18 protein-coding genes, 14 tRNA genes and 3 rRNA genes are annotated in these 25100 nt (G+C 38.8%); 3 read left to right on the top strand and 32 right to left on the bottom strand.

Going from position 1 to position 25100, the window contains the following annotated elements:
- Positions 1 to 144 precede the first annotated feature (144 nt).
- Entirely contained in the window at positions 145 to 2253 is a 2109-nt protein-coding gene (locus tag AMET_RS08670) for a polyribonucleotide nucleotidyltransferase (RefSeq protein ID WP_012062951.1), read from the top strand.
- A 116-nt stretch (positions 2254 to 2369) separates the two neighbouring features.
- Here the strand turns inward: AMET_RS08670 and AMET_RS08665 are convergent, their stop codons facing one another.
- From AMET_RS08665 to AMET_RS08630, 8 genes are all read right to left on the bottom strand, one after another.
- Positions 2370 to 3698, bottom strand: a complete 1329-nt coding sequence (locus AMET_RS08665; RefSeq protein WP_012062950.1) for an ABC transporter substrate-binding protein — start codon at positions 3696 to 3698, stop codon at positions 2370 to 2372.
- Positions 3699 to 3722: 24 nt separating this feature from the next.
- A complete protein-coding gene (locus tag AMET_RS08660; protein ID WP_012062949.1) occupies positions 3723 to 4544 on the bottom strand; it encodes a carbohydrate ABC transporter permease in 822 nt (273 codons plus the stop codon).
- A gap of 20 nt (positions 4545 to 4564) precedes the next feature.
- On the bottom strand, positions 4565 to 5458 hold the full coding sequence (locus AMET_RS08655; protein ID WP_012062948.1) for a carbohydrate ABC transporter permease: 894 nt from the start codon (positions 5456 to 5458) through the stop codon (positions 4565 to 4567).
- Entirely contained in the window at positions 5455 to 6528 is a 1074-nt protein-coding gene (locus AMET_RS08650; protein ID WP_012062947.1) for an ABC transporter ATP-binding protein, read from the bottom strand. The genes AMET_RS08655 and AMET_RS08650 overlap by 4 nt, the downstream gene beginning before the upstream one ends.
- Positions 6529 to 6783: 255 nt before the next feature.
- Entirely contained in the window at positions 6784 to 8226 is a 1443-nt protein-coding gene (locus AMET_RS08645; RefSeq protein WP_012062946.1) for a bifunctional metallophosphatase/5'-nucleotidase, read from the bottom strand.
- A gap of 26 nt (positions 8227 to 8252) precedes the next feature.
- The gene (locus AMET_RS08640) at positions 8253 to 8804 is read right to left on the bottom strand and encodes a CD3072 family TudS-related putative desulfidase (RefSeq protein WP_012062945.1); all 552 of its coding nucleotides are present in this window, start codon (positions 8802 to 8804) and stop codon (positions 8253 to 8255) included.
- 343 nt (positions 8805 to 9147) lie between these two features.
- Entirely contained in the window at positions 9148 to 9396 is a 249-nt protein-coding gene (locus AMET_RS08635) for a hypothetical protein (RefSeq protein WP_012062944.1), read from the bottom strand.
- Positions 9397 to 9492: 96 nt separating this feature from the next.
- Positions 9493 to 9693: a helix-turn-helix domain-containing protein gene (locus AMET_RS08630; RefSeq protein ID WP_012062943.1), complete on the bottom strand. Its 201-nt coding sequence runs from the start codon at positions 9691 to 9693 to the stop codon at positions 9493 to 9495.
- A gap of 414 nt (positions 9694 to 10107) precedes the next feature.
- On the opposite strand from AMET_RS08630, the gene AMET_RS08625 reads away from it, so the two are divergent.
- Both AMET_RS08625 and AMET_RS08620 read left to right on the top strand, forming a co-directional pair.
- Positions 10108 to 10713 (top strand): class I SAM-dependent methyltransferase, encoded by a 606-nt coding sequence (locus tag AMET_RS08625; protein WP_012062942.1) that lies wholly within the window; start codon positions 10108 to 10110, stop codon positions 10711 to 10713.
- A gap of 36 nt (positions 10714 to 10749) precedes the next feature.
- Positions 10750 to 11010 carry a hypothetical protein gene (locus AMET_RS08620; protein ID WP_012062941.1) on the top strand — a complete coding sequence of 87 codons (261 nt, stop codon included), beginning with the start codon at positions 10750 to 10752 and terminating at the stop codon, positions 11008 to 11010.
- Positions 11011 to 11184: 174 nt separating this feature from the next.
- Here AMET_RS08620 and AMET_RS26865 read toward each other — a convergent pair whose 3' ends face one another.
- From AMET_RS26865 to AMET_RS08505, 24 genes are all read right to left on the bottom strand, one after another.
- Positions 11185 to 11316: a hypothetical protein gene (locus tag AMET_RS26865; RefSeq protein WP_278184243.1), complete on the bottom strand. Its 132-nt coding sequence runs from the start codon at positions 11314 to 11316 to the stop codon at positions 11185 to 11187.
- A 336-nt stretch (positions 11317 to 11652) separates the two neighbouring features.
- Positions 11653 to 11729: transfer RNA gene (locus AMET_RS08615), tRNA-Arg, on the bottom strand.
- A gap of 4 nt (positions 11730 to 11733) precedes the next feature.
- Positions 11734 to 11808: transfer RNA gene (locus AMET_RS08610), tRNA-Cys, on the bottom strand.
- A 12-nt stretch (positions 11809 to 11820) separates the two neighbouring features.
- A tRNA-His gene (locus tag AMET_RS08605) sits at positions 11821 to 11896 on the bottom strand.
- A gap of 12 nt (positions 11897 to 11908) precedes the next feature.
- Positions 11909 to 11983: transfer RNA gene (locus tag AMET_RS08600), tRNA-Gly, on the bottom strand.
- Between the two features lie 321 nt (positions 11984 to 12304).
- A tRNA-Leu gene (locus AMET_RS08595) sits at positions 12305 to 12387 on the bottom strand.
- 39 nt (positions 12388 to 12426) lie between these two features.
- Positions 12427 to 12511, bottom strand: a tRNA-Tyr gene (locus AMET_RS08590).
- 69 nt (positions 12512 to 12580) lie between these two features.
- Positions 12581 to 12657: transfer RNA gene (locus tag AMET_RS08585), tRNA-Asp, on the bottom strand.
- Between the two features lie 125 nt (positions 12658 to 12782).
- Positions 12783 to 12858: transfer RNA gene (locus AMET_RS08580), tRNA-Val, on the bottom strand.
- An 8-nt stretch (positions 12859 to 12866) separates the two neighbouring features.
- Positions 12867 to 12941 (bottom strand) — tRNA-Glu (locus AMET_RS08575).
- Positions 12942 to 12950: 9 nt separating this feature from the next.
- Positions 12951 to 13027, bottom strand: a tRNA-Met gene (locus AMET_RS08570).
- Between the two features lie 5 nt (positions 13028 to 13032).
- A tRNA-Met gene (locus AMET_RS08565) sits at positions 13033 to 13108 on the bottom strand.
- A gap of 15 nt (positions 13109 to 13123) precedes the next feature.
- Positions 13124 to 13212: transfer RNA gene (locus AMET_RS08560), tRNA-Leu, on the bottom strand.
- A gap of 5 nt (positions 13213 to 13217) precedes the next feature.
- Positions 13218 to 13292, bottom strand: a tRNA-Asn gene (locus tag AMET_RS08555).
- Positions 13293 to 13300: 8 nt separating this feature from the next.
- Positions 13301 to 13417: ribosomal RNA gene (rrf, locus tag AMET_RS08550) — 5S ribosomal RNA — on the bottom strand.
- 180 nt (positions 13418 to 13597) lie between these two features.
- Positions 13598 to 16533: ribosomal RNA gene (locus AMET_RS08545) — 23S ribosomal RNA — on the bottom strand.
- A 291-nt stretch (positions 16534 to 16824) separates the two neighbouring features.
- A tRNA-Ala gene (locus AMET_RS08540) sits at positions 16825 to 16900 on the bottom strand.
- 68 nt (positions 16901 to 16968) lie between these two features.
- Positions 16969 to 18496: ribosomal RNA gene (locus tag AMET_RS08535) — 16S ribosomal RNA — on the bottom strand.
- The 16S, 23S and 5S rRNA genes sit together here with 14 tRNA genes alongside, the layout of an rRNA operon.
- 508 nt (positions 18497 to 19004) lie before the next feature.
- Positions 19005 to 19913 carry a bifunctional enoyl-CoA hydratase/phosphate acetyltransferase gene (locus AMET_RS08530; protein WP_012062940.1) on the bottom strand — a complete coding sequence of 303 codons (909 nt, stop codon included), beginning with the start codon at positions 19911 to 19913 and terminating at the stop codon, positions 19005 to 19007.
- Positions 19914 to 20100: 187 nt separating this feature from the next.
- The gene (locus tag AMET_RS08525; protein WP_012062939.1) at positions 20101 to 21231 is read right to left on the bottom strand and encodes a tetratricopeptide repeat protein; all 1131 of its coding nucleotides are present in this window, start codon (positions 21229 to 21231) and stop codon (positions 20101 to 20103) included.
- A 19-nt stretch (positions 21232 to 21250) separates the two neighbouring features.
- Entirely contained in the window at positions 21251 to 21736 is a 486-nt protein-coding gene (locus AMET_RS08520; protein ID WP_012062938.1) for a GNAT family N-acetyltransferase, read from the bottom strand.
- On the bottom strand, positions 21736 to 22488 hold the full coding sequence (locus AMET_RS08515) for a hypothetical protein (protein WP_012062937.1): 753 nt from the start codon (positions 22486 to 22488) through the stop codon (positions 21736 to 21738). Before AMET_RS08515 ends, AMET_RS08520 begins: the two co-directional genes overlap by 1 nt.
- 31 nt (positions 22489 to 22519) lie before the next feature.
- Positions 22520 to 24283 (bottom strand): B12-binding domain-containing radical SAM protein, encoded by a 1764-nt coding sequence (locus tag AMET_RS08510; protein WP_012062936.1) that lies wholly within the window; start codon positions 24281 to 24283, stop codon positions 22520 to 22522.
- 1 nt (position 24284) lies between these two features.
- The gene (locus AMET_RS08505) at positions 24285 to 25040 is read right to left on the bottom strand and encodes a GNAT family N-acetyltransferase (RefSeq protein WP_012062935.1); all 756 of its coding nucleotides are present in this window, start codon (positions 25038 to 25040) and stop codon (positions 24285 to 24287) included.
- Between the last annotated feature and the right edge of the window lie 60 nt (positions 25041 to 25100).

The following is a 25100-nucleotide window of genomic DNA, read 5'->3' as shown; positions in this document are numbered from 1 at the left end:
ATAATTGAAATAATATAAAGAGTAACGAGACTCAATCTTAAATAGACAAACACCAACGTAATCATTTTTACATTCTCTGTCTACTAAGTGGATAAGAGTATTGCATATAGAACTTAAAAAATAAAAAAGACGGAGTGATTTTACATGGTAAAAACGTTTGAAATGAAACTTGGAGGCAGGCCTTTTGTAGTTGAAATTGGTAAAGTAGCCGAACTTGCCCAGGGATCCTGTATGATTAAATATGGAGATACGACTGTTTTAGTTACCGCCTGTGCATCTAAGGAGCCTAAGGAAGGACTGGATTTTTTCCCATTAAGTTGTGATTACGAAGAAAAGCTCTATGCCGTTGGGAAAATCCCCGGTGGCTTTATCAAAAGAGAAAGCAGACCCAGTGAAAAGGCAACATTAACTGCTAGATTGATTGATAGACCCATTAGACCTCTATTTCCAAAGGGATATCATAATGATGTCCAAGTCATTGCCACTGTTTTGTCTATGGATCAGGATTGCCCCCCTGATATTTCAGCGATGATCGGCTCCTCCATCGCCCTATCGGTCTCTAACATTCCATTTATGGGGCCAACGGCTTCGGTTTCAGTTGGTATGATTGACGGTGAATATATTGTGAATCCCACTAGTAAACAGAAAGAGGATAGCACCCTAGAGCTTATCGTTTCCGGAACTAAAAATGCAATCATGATGATTGAAGCAGGGGCCAATGAATTAACAGAGGCTCAAATTTTAGACGCCATCATGTTTGCCCATGAGGAAATCAAAAAAATCGTTGCTTTTATCGAAAACATTGTATCCGAAGTAGGAAAACCTAAATCAGAAGTCATTGCCAAGCAAATGGATTCCAATCTCTTGACCGAGGTTGTCATCTTCCTAGATACAAAATTGGCAAATGCCATTAAAACCTTTGACAAAACAGAGCGAAATGAAAATATCCAAGCTGTTTCCGCTGAAGCCCTGGACTACTTTGAGGAAAAGTATGAAGGGCGTTCAAAGGAAGTTCATGACATTTTATCAATGCTGATTAAAGTAGAAACCCGTAAAATGATTACCTCCGAAGGTATTCGTCCGGACAATCGTAAACTAGATGAAATTAGACCTATATCAACTCAAGTCGGTATTTTACCTAGAGCCCATGGTACAGGTTTGTTTAATCGGGGTGAAACACAGGTGTTAACCATTACGACCCTGGGGGACTTACGAGACGCCCAGCGGATAGATGGTATTGGTGAAGAAGATGAAAAAAGATATATGCATCATTACAATTTTCCACCCTACAGTGTTGGCGAGACCCGGTTTATGAGGGGTCCAAGCAGAAGAGAAATTGGTCACGGTGCCCTAGTTGAAAGAGCCCTTCTACCAATGATTCCAAGCAAAGAAGATTTTCCATATGCCATTCGACTGGTATCTGAAGTTCTAACTTGTAATGGTTCTTCTTCTCAGGCAAGTGTTTGCGGTAGCACCCTTTCCTTAATGGATGCCGGTGTTCCAATTAAAAGGATGGTAGCTGGAATTGCCATGGGACTCATTAAAGAAGACGACCAAGTTGTCATTCTATCTGACATCCAAGGGATGGAAGACGCCCTAGGTGACATGGATTTAAAAGTAGCAGGTACTGAAGAGGGTATTACTGCCATGCAAATGGACATTAAAATAGCAGGAATAGACAGAGGCATTATGGAAACAGCCCTGGAGCAGGCTAGAATCGGAAGACTCCATATCTTAAACAAGATGAAGGAATCCATCACCAGCCCTAGAATCGAATTATCTTCCTATGCCCCTAAGGTTACCCAGATAAAGGTTCATCCAGACAAAGTGAGAGAAGTCATCGGAGCCGGTGGTAAGGTCATTAATAAAATTATAGATGAGACCGGTTGTAAAATCACCATTGAAAATGATGGCACAATCTATGTTGCTGCGCCAGATCAAGAGTCTTCTCGAAGGGCAGTGGAAATGATTGAACTCATTGTAAAGGACCCTGTTGTGGGTGAGGTTTACACAGGAAAAGTAATTAAAATCATGGATTTTGGTGCTTTCGTAGAAATTCTACCAGGCAAGGAAGGATTAGTTCACATTTCTAATTTGGCCCATGAAAGAGTGACTAAAGTAACAGATGTCCTTGCTGAGGGTGATCTAATTGAAGTTAAATTAATGGAAATTAACCCCCAAGGGAAAATAGGTCTATCCAGAAAAGCCCTACTACCAAAGCCAGAAACGAAAAGTGAAACACAAAGCGAATAAATAGGCTCATCTTCTTATCCTATTTAAATGATCAAAACCCATTGTATTAATTCAATAAAATGTTGAACATCATTAATAAAAGCCACAGAAGGTTGAACCCTCTGTGGCTTTATATCTTATTGTGCAAAGTTTCGCTTTGCTTCTTCCATCTCTCGTGTGGCATTTTCTTGAGCTGTTTCTAATGCTTCATCTATGGTTTTTACTCCAGCTAAAATTTCTTCTAAAGCTGTTTGCATATTGCTATGAATTGCATATCCATTAAGACCATTTGGATCTTGGTATGCTGCACTCAACTGACCTATTGCTGGAATTTTACTTGGATCTTTTTCTAAATAAGATTTGAATTCAGGGTGTTCAGCACCTGCATATGTCAAAGGAATATAACCTGACTCCATCCCCCATTTTGTAGTTATATCTGTTTGGTACCAAAATTTAATAAACTCCCATGCTGCATCCTTTTGTTCTTGGGTAGATGTATTAAACATCGTTATATCTGTACCCGAGAAAAGAGCTGCTTCTCGTTTCCCACTTGGTAGTTCTGCAACTGCCCAGTTTACACCGGTTTCTCTACTTGCTTCTTCCATTCTAGGTAAGTTCGAAGAGGAAGCAAAACCTATAAATGATTCTCCTCTAGACATTGGACCAGTAATGTAATTGTCTTCTCCTGCAAGCTGAGCAATTCCTTCCTCGACCATACCTGTAATAAATTCATAGGCAACTTTAACTCCTTCAGAGTCAATTGAAGGAACTTCTAATTCTTCATCATATATATGCCCACCAGCTTGCTCTACCCAGAAACTAAAATCAATTCCTGCACTTTGGTTTAATACTAATCCAGTTTTTCCATCTTTACTAAGAACTCTAGCAGCATTTTCTAACTGATCCCAAGTTGTTGGAACTTTTAACCCTTCAGCTTCCAATGCATCTACGTTATAAAACATCAGATAGGAACCTTTATTAAAAGGAAGTGAATAATGCTTTCCATCCCACATACCGTCATTTCTTAGACCAAGAGGAATATCTTCCCATACTGCAGAATCCATGCCTTTTTCACTATCGTAAATATATGGACCTAGATCTTCTGCAAAATCATTCATTACATAAGCAGTTAAACGATTGTTATAAATCATTGTTATCGTTGGCAACGTATTTGCTTGAGCAGCACCATTTAATTTTTCAAACAAATCTCTATAATGCCCTTGAAAATAAGCATTAACATGAATAAACTCATTTTCATTATTGAACTGATCTATAAGGTTTTGTAGTACATCGCCATTTTCATCAGATAGAGCATGCCAGAATTCTAATTCAACAACCTCTTGAATTTCCTCTCCGTTTTCATCTTGATTTCCACCACTTGCAACTTCATTCGTATCATTATTGCTACAACCAATCAGTACTACCATCATCAATGCACATAATACCATAGAAACGATTTTTTTCATTTTAACCCCTCCATTTTTTATATATCAACCCTTGATTCCAGAACGTGTGATACCCTGAATAATATACTTTTGCAACAATAGGTAAATAAAAATTACTGGTACAATTATGATAGATGCATAGGCTAATAACAGGTGATAGTTGGGACCGGCTTCTGTCATAAAGTAAGCAAGTCCAACTGGTAAAGTTCTTTTATCAGGGGTACTGACCATAATCATAGGCCATAAAAATTCATTCCAGCTATATACTATTTTTAAGAGCGCTATTGTTATCAGTGCAGGCTTTGTTAGTGGAACCATCACTTTAATAAGATATTTAAAGTCGCTACAGCCATCAACCTTAGCTGCATAATAAAGCTCTTCCGGTATTCCTAGAAAATACTGTCTAAGTAGAAAAATAGCGAACATACTACTAATCCATGGCAAATAAAGAGCCGTTAGTGTATTAATCAAGTTTAATTTAGATAGTATAACAAAATTTGGTGTAATTAAAAGCTCACTAGGAACCATCATCGTACTCAAAAGTATTGTGAAAATAATGTCCCTACCTTTAAATTTAACCCTAGAGAAAGCAAAGGCTGCTAGTATTGATGTGACAAGAGTTCCCACCGTTACTATAGTTGTCACTAATACACTATTGAACAAGTATGTACTCATCGGTGTTTTTTCTATAACCACTCTATAATTGTCAAAATTAAAATTGTTCGGTAAAAGTCCAGGTGGCATCTGGTATACTTCTCCCAGGGTTTTAAAAGAAGTACTTAGCATCCAAAAAAAAGGAATGAGTGTTACTAGAGCACCTATAACTAATATTAAATATTTAATTATCCTTAGTACTTTATTCTTCATCTAAAACCCCCATAAACGTTTTATTTATAATGAACAAATCTTTTACCAATTAAAAATTGTATCATAGTAATTGTAAGTATGATGATAAATAGAACAACTGATGCCGCTGCGGCTACCCCATATGAAAATTGATTGGTCATTTTATCATATATATAATACACCATAGTTAAGGCAGAATTTAATGGACCTGGCCTTTTTTCAAAAAGAGCATACACTTCACTAAACACCTTAAATGATCCAATTAAGGATGTTATTGAGACGAAAAAAAGTGTCGGGGATAGTAATGGAATCGTAACTCTAGTGAATCTCTTCCAAGAATTAGCACCATCTATTTTAGATGCCATATAGTATTGCTCATCTATATTCTGTAGTCCTGTTAAAAGGATTAGAATATTGTAACCGAGGGTTTTCCAAACACTCAGTATAATTAGTGAAACCATAGACCAGTCTGGATCTATGAGCCATGGGATGAGGTCAATCCCCAAAAAACCTAATCCATAATTTAGAATCCCATGTTTCGAGTGGAAAATCCACCTCCAAACCATTGATATTGCAACAGTACTGGTTACAAAGGGCAGAAAATATATATTTCTAAAAAACTTTTTTAACCTTACCTTACTATTGAGCAATGCAGCAAAAAATAATGCTAGAATCATAGAAGTAGGAACTACCCCAAAAACAAAAATACTTGTATTCTTAAGTGCTAAAATAAATTTTGGATCGGTAGCCAATTGAATATAATTCCCTACTCCATACTCAAAAACAATATGTTGAAAATAATTGTATTGTGTGTAGAAACTCATAAGAAAAACTTTTATAATAGGATAGATTTGAAAGACGCCTAATATAACCATAGCAGGGAGAAGATAAAGAATTCCAATTGCTGCATTTTTCATGGAATTTCCTTTATTCATATACAACACCTTGACATACTTTCGTAAGTATTCGGATGAAATAGCATGATTTTTTCTTTATCAAATTTCAAAAAAATGGTATCTCCTGATTTTATATCATCAGATGGAGACGCAAAAAAACGGTATTTCTCTTCTCCTATATAAAATACAACTAAGTTATCTTTTCCTATCATATCTACATGTTTTACTTTAGCACTAATTGACGATTCTTCTTTTTTACATACAATTAAGTTTTCAGGACGCACACCCAATGTAACTTTATTAATCTCTAAGTCTGAAAATTTTTCTCCATAGGATACTATTTTATTGTCTTTTAGTAAAATCCCGTCATTTGTATAGGTTCCATCAAAAATATTAATTGGTGTTGAACCCATAAATTTAGCTGTAAATAGATTGGATGGCTCTTCATAAATTTCTCTTGGATTGCCATATTGTTGAAGCTTTCCATTATCTAATACAAGTATTCTATCTGATATACTGGCTGCTTCATCTTGATCATGGGTAACAAAAATTGTCGTGATAGAAAGATGTTGTTGCAGCTTTCTAATCTCTTCTCGGGTTTCAATCCTTAGCTTAGCATCTAAGTTAGATAATGGTTCATCCATTAATAAAACCTTTGGTTTTTTAACTAATGCTCTCGCTATTGCAACTCTTTGTTGTTGCCCACCTGACAACTGACTCGGTTTCCTTTTCCCAAGCTCCTGTATTTGCAGGAGCTCAAGAACTTCTTCAGCTCTCTTTAGAGCTTCTTTTTTATTGATTTTCATCATTTCAAGGGGAAATAGTATGTTTTTTAACACTGTTAAGTGTGGATATAGCGCATAATTTTGAAAAACCATACCTATATTTCTATCTTCAGTCTTCAGGTTATCAATTCTCTGATTTTCAAAGAATATACTTCCTTCATCTTGATTAATTAATCCAGCAATCATAAAAAGCGTTGTACTTTTTCCACATCCACTTGGGCCTAAAAAAGTAACCAATTCTCCATCTTCAATATCTATATTCAAATTGTCCACGGCCACAACATCTTTAAATTTTTTTGCTAATGATCTAATTTTAATTTGCATTTTCAAACCCCATTTTCAAAATATTAACTGGCATATACAAGTGTGAACAGCTTATGCCTAAATCAAATTATTATCTATAGCCATATCAATGTTCATGATAGCATCCATAAAAACATAAGTCTAATTGTTATATTTTATACAAATTATCACTTCCATTAGATTTTCCTATCATAAAATGTGTCATATATGTAAAATTTAATTAACTATCATTTTTTAGACATAAAAAAAGCTCTATTAATAGAGCTTTTAAAACAATTACACAATGTACTTATTTTTATTGATGTATTCTAAAACTGCATCTCTGATAAGAATATTTGAATCTATAATTGATACCGCATTAATAAATTCATCTTTAAAGTCGATGCTTTCAAGCATAAAATCAGTTACAGCAACAGAGTAATATTCATTTAGCTTTATAAGCTTACCTTTATGATCTCTTAGATTAGAAATATGGATCCCGTTTTTATCAAAGGTTTTATCTGATGAAATACCGTATGTCTGCATAATTCCATAGCCTTTTTCATAGGATTGTTTTAAAATATCAACTATTTTTTCTCCTAAAAGCTCCATTGATATAATCTTGTTTTCAAAAGGAAGATTCATTTTTATATGGATATCCAAGATATCCCCTTTAATGATAGTGGTTCTAATGGCTCCCACATTTATCATACCAATTGATGCAGAGACGCTATATGCCATCACCTTAGCTATGTATTCTCCCCAAAAAGATTCTGATTCCGATTCTACCTTGAGACATATTTGAGAAAATCCGATTTTTTTTGCAGTTCTCTTATATTTATTCCTATGTTCAATCAGTATTCCCTTTATTTTTTCATGAATTTTCATAGAATCCTTTTCAATATCTATATATTCAGCTTTTAAATCAACGACTTTATCATTTTTTATGCTTACTTCAATTTTCCCCAATCCATTCCCATAAGAACCTGCTTGGACTACTGGGATTCCATTTACTGTTCCCGCGGTTAGTTCATGACCATGTGCTGCTATGGCTCCTTGAAGCATCGTTGAGTCAAAATGTTTTAGAATATCAACGAGCTCACCTTTTAATGATGTATCTTCTTTAGATCTAGATGCATCACAATGTGCTAACAATATGATTATATTGATCCCCTGTTTTTTTAATGACTGAATTTCTTTTTCTAATGAAACAATAGCATTAGTAACATCATAGTTTTTAAATTCATTTTCAAGACAAATTGATTTGCAACTTCTAGTGGTTAGACCAATGATACCGATGTGGGTATCTTTCACTTTAACAATTATAGACTTTTCTATAGATTTGGGATTTATTCCCGTTCTCTTATCAATTAAATTAGCTGATAAAAATTTACAATCTAAACGTTTTTTAAGATTAATAAAAAAGTCCTCATCATGGGGTATCCAATCAAACTCATGATTTCCAATTGCCATGGCTTTACATTTCACTAAATTTAATAACTCTACGGTTAAAAGTCCAGGCACCTCCATTCCAAATGAAGGACTTTCAAACATATCTCCTGCAGACAACACTAATGTATTTTCTGATTTGTTAATACAGTTTATAAGCTCTGAATACATAAGAACTCCCTGGTTCTTATGTGCTTCTTCAGAAGATGTTTCCCATATGACATCTTCAATAACGCCATGAAAATCATTAATAGAGTAAATATCCAAAACCCACTCAGCATCATTTTTCAAGTCAATCCTTCTTTCTGTATTAAAAATCACTTCAAAATCTTTCTTATTATTTCATATGACTCTTCAACATTGGAAAAATTGATGCCATAAATGGGAACTTTGATTTTCATGTCATCTAATGTTTTTTTTATTTCTTCAATGAATATACCCATCTCATCTATATATTCAACTGTATCCAGTCTGCTTTGCCATTCATCGGTACTGGTCCATTCTCCGCCCCAATCCCCCTGGCAAGTTCTTTCAACGCCACATGTTGGACTTCCGTTGATTCCCATTACACCTAATACTTCATATCCATTTGATATATAATCTGTTATTTGATCTGCATATGGCTCAAACATCATTTTGCAATTTTTTCTGAAATGAGGAGTATCAAATTGTGATTTTACATGTCCCCACCTTTTGAGTCCATAACACATAAATTCAGGACATGGTAATTGAATCATACCAATTTCATTTTCGATCAACAGATTAACAATGCCTTTTCCAATCCCATTATTTTTTGCTAATCCTTCGACCTTTGTATTAGAATTTAAAATACAATGGCATAATAAAACAACTTTTTTACTTCTTTCCATAACTTCATCCTCCTCGTATATTCTTTTGTAACTTATTAACTTTATCTTGTACTATAATGACATTTTAGCATACCATATATTGTATTTTTTTGCATGTGAATTTTCAAATCAAGACGTTGGATTTTTCTCACATCTTCTTAAAACAAAATAGGATAGATCTTTTAAATACACAGACCTACCCTCTAAAAATTCTATTGTAACAAGGCTTAATTAATCAATAAGGAAATTGCATATTATGACCTTCATATATCAATATATATATTGATAAAAAACCGTCCTTGTTTATTTTCAAGAATGAATAATACGAAGCCCATCAATCTCTTGTGACATGTCAGTGGTATGATTATTCTTTAATAATTTGTACTTCCTTCTCTATTTTACTAGATCGATGAGAGTATTGAAGGGTGTAGGTTTCTTCAGTCATATTATGAATTGCCACACTGGTAATTCCCTTCTTATCTAACATGTCATTAATTTGTCTTCTTTCGACGACTTCCTTATCAGCCCTTTCATCGCAATTAAATAATCTATATGTGTATTTTACCCATAGCTCTAGTAATTCATCTATTGTTATTTCTATATTCATATCCATTATTTTTCCTCCTTCTTTTAATGAAAAGTATTTTATCTCATATTGTGGTGATCACTCATAGTCTAGCCAAATCTATTTTTAAGTTAAACTAAAAAGTTAATCACGCTCATCTCTCTTTTGTCTTTCAATAAACTCAGCTAAGTCACTTCTTTTGACTCGCCAATGTCTCCCTATTTTAAAACCCTGGATTTTTCCCTCTTGCACAAACTTATATGTTGTCACCTCACTAATTTTCAAATATTTAGCAACCTCACTGATGGTCATAATCTCTTCTTCCCTTTTATACTCCCGATCCATGATACCCTTCCTTTCTTCAAATGGGATTCTTTAAGTTAGCCTTTAATCTATATAGCAGATATTCCGTATTATAAATAAGTTCTTTAATCATCTCCTGCTGCTGTTCTTCATCAAGTTCCTTCTCTTCCAGAAGGTTTTGAAATCGTGTTGCATATTCATTGTTAACCTCCCATCACTTTCATTCTATTATATAGTATATATAGTTATTTATAAATTAACAAGTTTAGTTGTGTTTAAAGTTGTATTATATGGTTTCATTTGCTATAATATATTTGAGTTATAAATGGTTATAATCAAATCGAGACAATTGCATAATCAGTTTCGAAATACTAATTTGCTAATTTGATAAAATATATCATGTAACTTCTGAAATTAAATCATAATTGTTAAATTAGATACAGAAAGGATACACCTATGGAATATACTGGAGAAAGAGTTATGCCTGAAATGATGCATCCTAAAAATGGGATGTTAATTGAACATATTGCTCGATATCAATTTGCAAGGAAATTATGTAAGGGGCGAGTGTTAGATATCGCCTGTGGAGTAGGCTATGGAAGCCCCATTCTTATAAGACACAACCCTCAAATTGATGAATTAGTGGGGATAGATATTTCCCCAGAGGCTATTGATTACGCAAAACAACATTATCGCTTTTTGGAGACTTCCTATTATGTTGATGATGCCTTAAACAAAAACCTCTATAAAACCTATGGCACCTTTGATACCATTGTTAGTTTTGAAACCATTGAACACCTTGAAGAGGATGAAGTCTTTGTTAAAAATCTGTATAACCTTCTGAAACCAGGTGGCACCCTCATCATCTCCACCCCCTTTGGTCGAGGTAAAGACCAACCCTGTGCTTCCCCCTTCCATGTGTATCAATATAAGGAAGAAGAGTTCATAGATGTACTCAAACCCTTTAGTGAATTAACGATGTATCATCAAATAGATTCAATAATTGAGATTCCTAATCCAGAACAGAAATATTACTTGATGGTTGCAGTATGTAAAAAATAGTCATCTTTTATCAATATCTTAAACGGAGGGGTTAATATGAATAGAGATGAAAATAGCAGTTTAGACTTTGCTCTATTAAGTTGGACGAGAGCCCAACGAGATTTGCAACAAAATCCAAAACACCAAGCACAATACCAACAAAATCTTGAGAAAATCGAATCGCATCTAGCCAAACACAATATATCTCATATAGCAATTGCTCATCAATCAGAGGACTATTATACATTAAGGTACATTAAAGATGGACGTCCTGGTATAAAGCAATTTACAACTGATGCAGTTGAAAAGTTTATTTAATCCGTTCATTCCTATCAGGTTGTTCTCCCTAAAATGCTTTAAAACATAGGCTTTGTTAGTAGTGAATGTTGATATTTTAGAAAATAAAAGAAGAATGGCTATATTACTATTTTGAGTATATAGCCATTCTTCTTTTATTTTATGTTGCATAGAAAAGATGTTGTGCCTAATTATTTAGAGAGTTTTATCTTCTTTTAATTCCTTTATGGCATTTTTTACAGCTAATTTTATTACAAAATATAGTATCAATGCTGGAATAGCAAAGTACAAAGGAATTAGAACAATTGTCAGAATATTAATGTTCATCGCAACTTCAACCCCTCTCGATCAATTTAGTTACACATTTTCCATCTTATGCGTCAATACTTATATCTCAATTGTAACATAATTTTACATAATTATAAAAATATAGCACACTATTTTAAATGAACATTTTGCCTAAAACAACATTATTCTTGTACAGAGCCTATATATTGTACCATATTTATAGAATTGTAAAAAATCAACAATAGAATTCAACATAGCCTTATTTGAAAAAGTACTATTTTTTCTTGGTAGCCAATTGGTAGCCATCGAGTATTATGTAAACTAATTTAAGGACAACAAAAAACCCTGTAATCGTTATGATTACAGGGTTTATCATGGTGCGCCCAGAGAGATTCGAACTCCCGACCTTCTGATTCGTAGTCAGACACTCTATCCAGCTGAGCTATGGGCGCTTATTGGAGGCGGCACCCAGATTTGAACTGGGGAATAGAGGTTTTGCAGACCTCTGCCTTACCACTTGGCTATGCCGCCATCTAATTATTTTGGGGCGGGTGATGGGGTTCGAACCCACGCATGCAGGAACCACAATCCTGTGTCTTAACCACTTGACTACACCCGCCATAAATGTCTATGGAGCGGAAGACGAGATTTGAACTCGCGACCCTCGCCTTGGCAAGGCGATGCTCTACCACTGAGCCACTTCCGCATATCTGTTATTGATTCTCTTTTCACTATTTACTCTTGTAGCTATAGATAACGTACACCTAAGCGATTTACGCCAAATCTTAGATTTGGGTGCTCTGCTTATACCACTGAGCCACTTCCGCATATCTGTTATTGATTTATCTTTCACCATTTACTCTTGTGACTATAGGAAACGTACACCTAAGCGATTTACGCCAAATCTTAGATTTGGGTGCTCTGCTTATACCACTGAGCCACTTCCGCATATCTGTTTGTGCATATTTGTTATTATTATAGTTTTCACTCTTTGTTTTTGTGACAATGTTGTTAATAAATTTTAAAATGGTGCGGGTGGAGGGACTTGAACCCCCACGGTCGCCCGCTAGATCCTAAGTCTAGTGCGTCTGCCAATTCCGCCACACCCGCGTTAGTGTGATGCTGATCTATGCTTCATCAGCTAAATTATGGTGGAGGGAGAAGGATTCGAACCTTCGAAGTCGCTGACAACAGATTTACAGTCTGCCCCCTTTGGCCGCTCGGGAACCCCTCCATATCTATAATGACAAGATATAATTGCACATCATATGCATCTCGTCAATTTGATCTTTTTAATTTTAAATGGCGACCTGGAAGGGACTCGAACCCTCGACCTCCAGCGTGACAGGCTGGCATTCTAACCAACTGAACTACCAGGCCGCGTTGTTTTCGCAGCCTCGCATCACAAATTTGTTCACTCCCTTTTGGTCGTGCAAATTTGGTGCGAATGTTGCGTTTAACCTACTACCGATTTGCTACAAACGTAAATCGAGTTAGGTTATAAATGGTGGGCGCAACAGGGCTCGAACCTGTGACCCCCTGCTTGTAAGGCAGGTGCTCTCCCAGCTGAGCTATGCGCCCTGGGAATATGGTGACCCCTAGGGGAATCGAACCCCTGTTACCGCCGTGAAAGGGCGGTGTCTTGACCGCTTGACCAAGGGGCCCAACATATATGGTAGCGGCAACAGGAGTCGAACCTGTGACCTTTCGGGTATGAACCGAACGCTCTAGCCAGCTGAGCTATGCCGCCATGTATGGTTGCGGAGACAGGATTCGAACCTGCGACCTTCGGATTATGAGCCCGACGAGCTACCAGTTGCTCCACCCCGCGTTGTAAATAAAAAAATGGTGCCGAAGACCGGAATCGAACCGGTACGATCTTGAAGGACCGCAGGATTTTAAGTCCTGTGCGTCTGCCAGTTCCGCCACTTCGGCATATATGGCTCCTGGGAGAGGACTCGAACCTCCAACCTGTCGGTTAACAGCCGAATGCTCCACCATTGAGCTACCCAGGAACAATAAAATATCGCGACGACCTACTCTCCCAGGCAGCTGCCCGCCAAGTACCATCAGCGCTGAAGGGCTTAACTTCTGTGTTCGGGATGGGAACAGGTGTGACCCCTTCGCTATAGTCACGATATTAACTTACCTTCGGTAAGTATTTTTAGAGGAAGTTATAAACTTTCGACTTTCTTTTACTTTGAAGTTAATTCAAGGTTAGAAAATCGTAAGTTTCTAACTAAGCGACTGCCATGAAATCATAGATTTCAGGCATCTGCTTAAGTTCTCTCAAAACTACACAATGTTATGGATATTTCTTTTGGTCAAGTCCTCGACCTATTAGTATTGGTCAGCTGAGTACATTACTGCACTTACACCTCCAACCTATCAACCAGGTAGTCTTCCTGGGGTCTTACTCTCTTTCGAGATGGGAAATCTTATCTTGAGGGGGGCTTCGTGCTTAGATGCCTTCAGCACTTATCCCTTCCATACGTAGCTACCCAGCGATGCTCTTGGCAGAACAACTGGTACACCAGAGGTATGTCCATCCCGGTCCTCTCGTACTAAGGACAGCTCCTCTCAAATTTCCTGCGCCCGCGACGGATAGGGACCGAACTGTCTCACGACGTTCTGAACCCAGCTCGCGTACCACTTTAATGGGCGAACAGCCCAACCCTTGGGACCTACTACAGCCCCAGGATGTGATGAGCCGACATCGAGGTGCCAAACCTCCCCGTCGATGTGGACTCTTGGGGGAGATAAGCCTGTTATCCCCGGGGTAGCTTTTATCCGTTGAGCGATGGCCCTTCCACTCGGAACCACCGGATCACTAAGCCCGACTTTCGTCCTTGCTCGACCTGTATGTCTCGCAATCAAGCTCCCTTTTGCCTTTGCACTCTACGCACGATTTCCGACCGTGCTGAGGGAACCTTTGGGCGCCTCCGTTACTTTTTGGGAGGCGACCGCCCCAGTCAAACTGCCCACCTGACAGTGTCCCAAGACCGGTTTCACGGTCTATGGTTAGAATTTCAGTACTACAAGAGTGGTATCCCAAGGTCGACTCCACCAAGACTGGCGTCCTAGTTTCAAAGTCTCCCACCTATCCTGTACATATAGTACCAAAATCCAATGTCAGGCTACAGTAAAGCTCCACGGGGTCTTTCCGTCCTGTCGCGGGTAACCAGCATCTTCACTGGTATTACAATTTCACCGGGTCTATTGTTGAGACAGTGCCCAAATCGTTACGCCTTTCGTGCGGGTCGGAACTTACCCGACAAGGAATTTCGCTACCTTAGGACCGTTATAGTTACGGCCGCCGTTTACTGGGGCTTAAGTTCAGTGCTTCGCTTGCGCTAACACGTCCCCTTAACCTTCCAGCACCGGGCAGGCGTCAGCCCCTATACTTCGTCTTTCGACTTAGCAGAGACCTATGTTTTTGGTAAACAGTCGCTTGGGCCTATTCTCTGCGGCCGGATAAGGCTTATGGAGTAAATCCTTCACCAAATCCGGCACCCCTTCTCCCGAAGTTACGGGGTCATTTTGCCGAGTTCCTTAACAATAGTTCTCCCGATCGTCTTAGGATTCTCTCCTCACCCACCTGTGTCGGTTTGCGGTACGGGCACTTTATAGTCTCGATAGAGGCTTTTCTCGACAGTGTGGAATCAACCAGTTCGCTACTTATATTTCGCTCCCCATCACATCTCAGAATATGTTAGAACGGATTTGCCTATCCTAACTCCCTACTTGCTTAGACGCACACAACCAACGGTGCGCATGGTTTATCCTACTGTGTCCCCCCATTTCTCAAACGACTAAAAGTGGTACAGGAATCTCAACCTGTTGTCCATCGCCTACGCCTTTCGGCCTCGGCTTAGGTCCCGACTAACCCTGAGCGGACGAACCTTCCTCAGGAAACCTTGGGTTTTCGACGGGCAAGATTCTCACTTGCCTCTCGTTACTCATGCCAACATTCTCTCTTCTGTAAAGTCCACTGCTCCTTACGGTACAGCTTCTACCCTTACAGAACGCTCGCCTACCATCCTTTCGGATCCATAGCTTCGGTGATACGTTTGAGCCCCGGACATTTTCGGCGCAGAATCACTCGACCAGTGAGCTATTACGCACTCTTTAAATGAGTGGCTGCTTCTAAGCCAACATCCTGGTTGTCTGTGCAACTCCACATCCTTTTCCACTTAACGTATACTTTGGGACCTTAGCTGATGGTCTGGGCTCTTTCCCTCTTGACTACGGATCTTATCACTCGCAGTCTGACTCCCAAGTATAAGACGACGGCATTCGGAGTTTGATAGGTTTCGGTAACCGGTGAAGGCCCCTTGACCATTCAGTGCTCTACCTCCGTGTCTCTAATCTTGAGGCTAGCCCTAAAGCTATTTCGGCGAGAACCAGCTATCTCCGAGCTCGATTGGAATTTCACCGCTACCCACAGATCATCCGGTGACTTTTCAACGTCAATCGGTTCGGACCTCCACGAAATTTTACTTCCGCTTCATCCTGTCCATGGGTAGGTCGCTCGGTTTCGGGTCTATGGCATGAAACTAAGTCGCCCGATTAAGACTCGGTTTCCCTACGGCTTCGCACCTTAAGTGCTTAACCTTGCTCCATACCATAACTCGTTGGCCCGTTCTACAAAAAGTACGCGGTCACACATATAAAGTGCTCCCACAGCTTGTAAGCAAAGGGTTTCAGGTTCTATTTCACTCCCCTTCCGGGGTTCTTTTCACCTTTCCCTCACGGTACTATGCGCTATCGGTCACTAGGTAGTATTTAGCCTTGGGGGGTGGTCCCCCCTGCTTCCCACAGGGTTTCACGTGTCCCGTGGTACTCTGGATCACAGTCAAAGATCTTCTTGTTTGATATACAGGACTATTACCTTCTCCGGTGGGGCTTTCCAACCCTCTTCTACTACAATACCTTCTTCTTAACGACCGTGTCCACAACCCCGATGAAGTAAACCCCATCGGTTTGGGCTCTTCCCCTTTCGCTCGCCGCTACTGAGGGAATCGAATTTTCTTTCTCTTCCTCGGGGTACTTAGATGTTTCAGTTCCCCCGGTCTGTCTTCTATTACCTATGAATTGAGTAATAGATACTTGGATATGAACCCAAGTGGGTTTCCCCATTCGGAAATCCCCGGATCAATGCCTGCTTGCGGCTTCCCGAGGCTTATCGCAGCTTACCACGTCCTTCATCGACTCCTAGTGCCAAGGCATCCGCCCTTTGCTCTTAATAACTTGACCTTTACGCTCATGACCCAAATCATAGATTTAGAGTCAATCGCTCAGCTAACAATCGCACCTTATATTCCCCTGAACAAATCAAAGAAAAGGTTTAATTGATAGTTTATTGGTTTCGCATTTATTGCTTCATCATAACATTGTGTAGTTTTCAAAGAACAATTTAGCATGTTTTTATTGATGATGTTAAAAATTTTTCCATTCATTTCTTATCATTTAAAAAGCAATGATATGAATTACATAATTTTTAACTAAGTGACTGCCACGAAATCATAGATTTCGGTCATCTACTTATGGTGGAGACGAGGAGAGTCGAACTCCTGACCCCCTGCTTGCAAGGCAGGTGCTCTCCCAACTGAGCTACGCCCCCTTGGTGCTTTTAGAGAGATTAGTAGGTCTCTCAAAACTAGACAGTATAGATGCGCCTTTGCTCCTTAGAAAGGAGGTGATCCAGCCGCACCTTCCGATACGGCTACCTTGTTACGACTTCACCCCAGTCATCGACTTCACCTTCGGCAGCTTCCTCCTTACGGTTAGATAGCTGACTTCGGGTGCTTCCGACTCCCGTGGTGTGACGGGCGGTGTGTACAAGACCCGGGAACGCATTCACCGCGACATTCTGATTCGCGATTACTAGCAACTCCAGCTTCATGTGGGCGAGTTTCAGCCCACAATCCGAACTGGGACCGACTTTATAGGATTTGCTCCGGATTACTCCTTCGCTGCCCGTTGTATCGGCCATTGTAGCACGTGTGTAGCCCTGAACATAAGGGGCATGATGATTTGACGTCATCCCCACCTTCCTCCGAGTTATCCCCGGCAGTCTCTCTAGAGTGCCCAGCCGAACTGCTGGCAACTAAAGACAAGGGTTGCGCTCGTTGCGGGACTTAACCCAACATCTCACGACACGAGCTGACGACAACCATGCACCACCTGTCACCTCAGTCCCCGAAGGGAAGACTCCGGTTAAGGAGTGGTCCGAGGGATGTCAAGTCCAGGTAAGGTTCTTCGCGTTGCTTCGAATTAAACCACATGCTCCGCTGCTTGTGCGGGTCCCCGTCAATTCCTTTGAGTTTCACTCTTGCGAGCGTACTCCCCAGGCGGAGTGCTTAATGCGTTAGCTGCGGCACTGAGGTTCGACCCCCAACACCTAGCACTCATCGTTTACGGCGTGGACTACCAGGGTATCTAATCCTGTTTGCTCCCCACGCTTTCGTGCCTCAGCGTCAGTAATGGTCCAGAAAGTCGCCTTCGCCACTGGTGTTCCTCCTAATATCTACGCATTTCACCGCTACACTAGGAATTCCACTTTCCTCTCCCATACTCAAGTCTTGCAGTTTCAAAGGCTTACTACGGTTGAGCCGTAGCCTTTCACCTCTGACTTGCAAGACCGCCTACGCACCCTTTACGCCCAGTGATTCCGGATAACGCTTGCCCCCTACGTATTACCGCGGCTGCTGGCACGTAGTTAGCCGGGGCTTCCTCCTAGGGTACCGTCAATATTCTTCCCCTAGGACAGAGCTTTACGACCCGAAGGCCTTCATCGCTCACGCGGCGTTGCTGCATCAGGCTTTCGCCCATTGTGCAATATTCCCCACTGCTGCCTCCCGTAGGAGTCTGGACCGTGTCTCAGTTCCAGTGTGGCCGATCACCCTCTCAGGTCGGCTACTGATCGTCGCCTTGGTGAGCCATTACCTCACCAACTAGCTAATCAGACGCGGGCCCATCTTGTACCGAAATTCTTTGACCCTTAAGGGATGCCCCTCTAGGGTTTTATGGGGTATTAGCAACGGTTTCCCGTTGTTGTCCCCCTGTACAAGGTAGGTTGCCCACGCGTTACTCACCCGTCCGCCGCTAGTTTCACTTTCTTCCACCCGAAGGCTTCCGTCAGATTAACCCGCTCGACTTGCATGTGTTAGGCACGCCGCCAGCGTTCATCCTGAGCCAGGATCAAACTCTTATATATAAATTTCTGGGTCCATCTTAGTAAAACTAAAATGGCTTCTCGACTTTGTCGAGTTTGTATCTTGCGCAAAATCTAAGACTTTGGCAATCTACTTGTAATATGCTGGCTTACATCTATACTGTTTAGTTTTCAAAGACCTGATTTCTAACTTGCTCCGTATAACCCGTCGCGTTTTGGCGACTTAACTACTATATCATTTTTGAAATCGAATGTCAATACATCTTCATTATTCTTTTCACTTTTATTTTCTTGCACTCCTGTCATCAGCTTTTTTCGAAATGCATCTGTCAGAAGCGACTAAATTAATATAACACAAATGCGAACCAATGTCAATGTATTTTCTGTATTTTTCATTTGCTTTCTTTTACATATATTATAATGTATTTATCTAGGCTTTTTTATTCATTATTATTTAATTTAAAATTAGTTATATTATAGGAATTAATAAGGGACCTCCTTTAATAAGGCTCGGTCCCTCATAGTAGATTATCTATTCATTTTTCCAAGTCTATTGATTCGCTGCAATCACACTACCTAATGCAATAGAATAAAGTTTTGTTTCAGCACTATCAGCTCTAGACACAAGAACAACAGGTGCCTTTGCTCCCATAATCACACCAGCTGATTTAGCATTTCCCATATAGGTTAAGGCTTTGCCAATTCCATTTCCGACCTCAATTGTTGGTACTAACATAATATCCGTTTCTCCAATAACAGGACTCTTGTAGCCCTTTATTTCCGCTGCTTCTTTCGATACCGCTAAGTCAAAAGCAATTGGACCTTCTACAACCACACCTTGTCCAAAGTACCCCTCCTGTGCTAGCTTTTTAAGGGCAGCACCATCAACTGTGGCTTGCATTTTTTCACTAACCTTTTCTTTTGCCGCTAAACAAGATGCTTTCACCTCTAAAATCCCCAATGCTTTAGCTGCTATGATTGAATTTGCTAATATTGCTTTTTTCTCCTCTAATGAAGGCTGGATGTTCATACCGCCATCGGTTAAAAAGAGTAGTTTATGATATGAATTTGTTTCATATACCATCACATGACTCAATAGGCTTTCGGTTCTTAATCCTACTTCTTTATTTAATACGGCTTTTAAAAGTATTGCTGTATCTAAAATACCCTTCATAACGAAATCAGCTTTACCCGAGGAAACCAATTCCACTGCTTCTAGAGCTGATTCCATTAAATCTGGCTTATGAATGATGGTAAATTTGGTTAAATCAATATTCATAGACTGAGCGATTTCTTTAATTTTATCTTCATCTCCAACTAGGATTGCTTCTATTATTCCTAAGTCTTGGGCCTGGGCTACTGACTTCAATACATCTTCATCCTGGGCAGCTGCAACAGCAAGTTTCATTGTGGCTTGCTTTTGTGCTACTTTTACTAACTCATCTAAACGTGTAATCATGTTATCACTCCTCATATTTGTTAATTTTGTTTATGTTTTAAAACTTTTTAATAAAGCTATATTAATATGTATTCTCTGTACTTCTTTGATTTCCTTCTCATCCTGCTTTTAATTTTCAGTATTTATTATTTTATAGCCTTCTCTTATGGTTGACATCTATTCCAATAAAACATTCTTTATTTATCTCCTACTGTAATTCAATGATTCTAGCTTGACATGCCTGTGTCACTGGGTCCTCCGGATCCAATAACAACGATCGCTCTACATGGTGTTTTGCTTCCTCTATATTTCCAATCTCTAAATACACCATGGCTAAATTGCATAAAACCTCGCTGTTTTCTTCTCCTAGCACCAGTGCTTTTTGAAAGTACTCAATAGATTCATGGGACTTTCCTAAACTAGCAAAGCATAGACCTAACTCTATCACTGTATCTAATTGTTCTTCATTTTCGTCTAGAACCTTTTCAAAATAAGCAACAGCATCATTAAATTGCCCTAACTGTCGATATCCTAGCCCAATGAAAAAATGTAAATTCCACCACGCACCATAACTCTCTTCTAATTCGATTAGTTTCGGCAATCCCTCCTGGGGTCTCCCTGCCAGTATGGCCTCATATCCTTCTTCATAGGTAACCTGGGTCCCTATCTGTTGGAATTCTTCTCTAAGTTGATTGGCTAATGCCTCATCCAGTTGATGTAGCAGTGCCTTTTCCCAGTAGATTTTGGCTTTAACAAATGCTTTTTCATCTCTATATAAAAATCCCAAGTGGTAATAGGCCAGGGCTAATTCATCATCTATATCTAATATGTGTTCAAGCTTCTCTTTTGCTTCTTTCCTGAAGATTTTATACACTTGCTTTTTCTCCTGCAATGATTCTTCTGCATACTTAATCAATGTAATGGCATAGTTCAGCATGGCCTTAATATTTTTTTCATTTAAAAGGATGACTGTTTTGAAGGAAATAATACTTTCAATCCATTTATTTTGTCCTGCGTAAGCTATCCCCTCGTAAATAATTTTCTCTTCAATATTAGGGTCAATACCGTATAGCATCTCTGCATAGACTTCCTTGTGTTTAAATTGCGGGTCTACCCCTAACAAATAGGCGATACCCCTAATAATGGTGGCGACCGTAATGACTTCATCCTCTTTTTTCGTTTTAATTTGATTTGCTAATTCAGCTGTTAAAACAGGGACATACAATCCTACTTCAGGTACTTCATATCCTGATGCATTCAATTGAGTTCCTTCCTTTAATTGAATAAATGTCAAATCTTCAGTTCTTTTGCGTAAAAAATTATCAATCAGAAAATTCATCGTTATCCTCCAGTGGTTATTATAAAATTTTATGAAAAATCAAATCATCAACATATTCTCCGGCTTTTTCATCATAGTGGTGCTGGTATACACATCCCGATAATGTGAACCGAGTGGATAAAAGTGTGTTGATTGATGCCTTATTATCGCTATATACATAAGCTCTTGCTACTTTAATACCTAATTCTCTCAGTTTTTCTAAGCTGAATAATGTTAGTCTTTTGGCTAATTTACACCCTCTATATTCAGGGTTTACGGCTACTGTTAAGAAAGCGCTATGTTCCTTATTCTTGCCACCTCTTTTAGCCCTAAATACCCCTACCACTTGCTTTTCATCCAGTGCAACAAATATAGATACATTAGGATCTTCAATCCACTTTTCAATGGTCTGAGGACTGATGTCATCAACGAAGGATACCGTAGCCCCTTCTTCTTGTAGTCCTTGAAACAACTTGCAAATACTTGCTATATCATCTCTTTCAATTGCTCTACATATAACATTCATTAAAAGTCCCTCATAAACAAACGCTTTCTCCGAGTACTGCTACTTAAAAGTCCAAAGAGAAACCCTCGGTAAATCATCATATAAGAAAACCAAACTTGACCGACTACGTAGCCCAGCAAACCATAGGGCGAAGTGAATATTGTTACCAGGGAGATTTGGTAGTTAAATACACCCGTCAAAAATTGACCTGTTAGTAGATAAAACACACCTAATAAAACAACATTGGGAACAAACCACTCAATCCAATTATCCTTAATAAACTCAACCCCATAGGTGATGGTCTCCCACGGGTTATAGTGTTTTTGATAGGCTGATTCCGGCACTGCATTAAATAATAGAACCGTTAAAAATGTAATAATCATACTGACTGCATTGGGGTGTATGATTCCCGATCTATAGAAGGCTGGCATAAACAGACTAAGAACCATATTGGCAATGTATCCCACAAATAAAATTCCCCATATTTTTCGCAAGTAAACTGAAAACCCTTCCTTAAAATCATGCTTTGTGAACTTGCCTTTTCTCATAATGCAATCCAGTAGATATAAGTAATTAGAGATCAATGCACTGGTGGCAACAATCATCACAATTCCTGCTAATAAACCAAAGAATCTAATCACACTCATTAAAAGCACAGTTGCAATGGAGTAGAAAAAACCTGTGAAAATAATTGACCAGTTTTTCTTCAAGGATAATAATGCCTTTTTGATAATCGGACGGTTCGTATGAATAATGTCCTGAAACAATTCCATTTTATCACCTTCAATTCTTATTATTGGTAACCTAGGCTTCTATGTTGACAATAAATACCTTACTATCATCTAGTGCTTTATTTTCTAAATCATAGTCAAATAGCACAGTGGTTTTTTCTACTTCCAGTTCACGTAAAGCCTTAGGGTTCCCCTCTAATTGTACCACATTATAGGAAAATTGTTCAAAGTGAACCTTCTTAATAATTTGTTTTGCCGGTATATTGATATACCTAGGTAGAAACTTTTCTAGATTTTCAATGCTTTGCAAAAATGTATGACTTTGATTTTTAAATCCAGATGGCAATTCTCTATAAAACAATTTAGGTAGAGAAGATGTTTTCGTGTTTCTAAGATAGTCGAACTTCAATACTTCTAACATCTTTTCTTCATATTCAAATCCCTTAAATTCATAAAATCCCATTAAGGTTTCATAAAGCTGATTTTTACCTTGGGCATTATGATGATAGCCTTGCCCCTCCCAATATTTCCAAAGATCCTCAAATAATTGAAAGGCACTACTATAAAAATTGTCTATGACCACCTGTACTGAAGTTCGAAAAATCCCTGAATTCCAATAGATTTCAACCATCTCTTCCACACCTTTCAAGCGATTCATTTCACCGTAGGATAAGGAATCATTCTCTAATACCTCATAGGGTGGATAATCCGTATAAATATATCCGTACTTGTGGGCGTCATGAGCCAAGCCTGATCCCTTGAGTAATTTCAAGAAACCTAGTTGTAGTTTTTCAGGCTTCAGGGCAAAAACATCATTAAATGATTTTCTAAATGTAAAATAATTCTCCTTAGGCAGTCCTGCGATCAAATCTAAATGCTGATGTATATTTCTGTATCTAGCAATGCGCTTCACAACATAGGAAAGCTTTTGAAAATCCATTTTTCTTTGAATTGCCTGTAGGGTTTCCTCATTTGTTGATTGAACCCCAATTTCGAACTGAAACAATCCCACGGGAACCGTTTCTAAGAAGTCCAATATTTCATCACTAATTAAATCTGCTGTGACTTCAAAGTGAAAGTTTGTTTTACCTGTATGATATTCTTTGAGAAATTTCATGATCTCTAGAGCGTATTCTATGTTGGCATTAAAGGTACGATCCACAAACTTCACCTGTTTCACTTCTTGGTCTATAAAGTATTTTAGTTCTTTTTTAACCCGTTCTATTGGTAAAAATCGCACGCCTTGAAATGAGGAAGATAAGCAGTACTGACAATTAAATGGACATCCTCTAGAGGCCTCATAATACACGATTTTGTTTTCATCTAGCACTTCACCTTCATAGGGAAAGGGGATGTCCTTCATATCATAGGCTTCACAGCCTAGCTCATTGACAAGTATCTGTCCCTTTACACGGTAGGCAATTCCTGATAGTTGGCTATAGTCCCCATATTCATTTAATAACACCAACAAATTTGTGAATGTTTCTTCTCCTTCTCCCATCACCGTGATATCAATTGCATCGTTTTGCTCCATTAGATTCTTGGATTCAAAAGAGACCTCTGGGCCCCCTAAAATAATGGTCACCTGGGGCATTATTTTTTTAAGCAATTGACTTAACTGCTCAATCATTTCCATGTTCCAAATATAACAAGAAAAACAAATCACCTCAGGTTGTGTTTTATATATTTCACTTAAAATGTATTCAACAGAATGATTGATGGTAAACTCCCTCATGTCAATCTCATCTACAGCCTTTCGTCCTGTTTGCAGTAGGTAACGCACTGCGATATTGGTATGTATGTATTTTGCATTAATAGCAACTAGCAATACTTTCATTTTAACCCTCTTTTCTCTCCATGCCAAACCAAGTAATCGGTCCCCAATGGATGAACCCAGCCTTTATTGCCAGGTTCTTTGACTTTTCGTTATCTGTCACAATGTGTACATATGGAGTATTTCCATAATTCAATACTTTTTTCATTAAATCTAAAGTTACTTTTTCAGCGATTCCTTTTCCTCTGTGAGCATCTACTGTATACATGACACCCATTGAATGATCTTCCCTAACCAACGCCCATGAAATAGGGTTATTCTGTTCATCAAGTATCACAGAGGAAGGATTCTTTTGAATGCAACTCATTAGGTATTCATAAGAGTCTTCATCTTTATATGTATAGTGGTGATTCACCGTTTCTACATGCTCTGGCTTCAATGAAGGTAAGGATTCTAATCCCGATTCAATGGGTAACGTCTTATTGGGGTAATAGAACAACTCACAGGGTTCATCCCAGCTTAATTCATATCCTAGTAATTTTTCCCGAAGCAATTGTGCTGTATGAGATGGAATACCACAAAAGCCTATTTCTTTATTCCAAGAAAAACTGTTTATCATGTGTAAGAGGATATCCATATGGCGACTATAAGGAATATGCCAATACCCCTCCCTTAAAACAAATCCCTTAGGATCCTCAAGATTGTCCACATAAATTTCAATTTCCGGATTGCTATTCATTCTACCCACTGTATTGAGATGAGCAATATGATCTTCACCTAACAATGGTTTGATTTTTTCCAATGATTCTATTCGAAACATTCATGTTCCCTCCCATATATCATGTTCTTCTATTAGGATCGCTACTTAATAGCATCAATA

It is taken from the genome of Alkaliphilus metalliredigens QYMF (assembly GCF_000016985.1).
Classification (GTDB): Bacteria; Bacillota; Clostridia; order Peptostreptococcales; family Natronincolaceae; genus Alkaliphilus_A; species Alkaliphilus_A metalliredigens.
The sequence above is the reverse complement of the archived record's forward strand: the minus strand, read 5'-3'. Positions and strand labels throughout refer to the sequence as shown.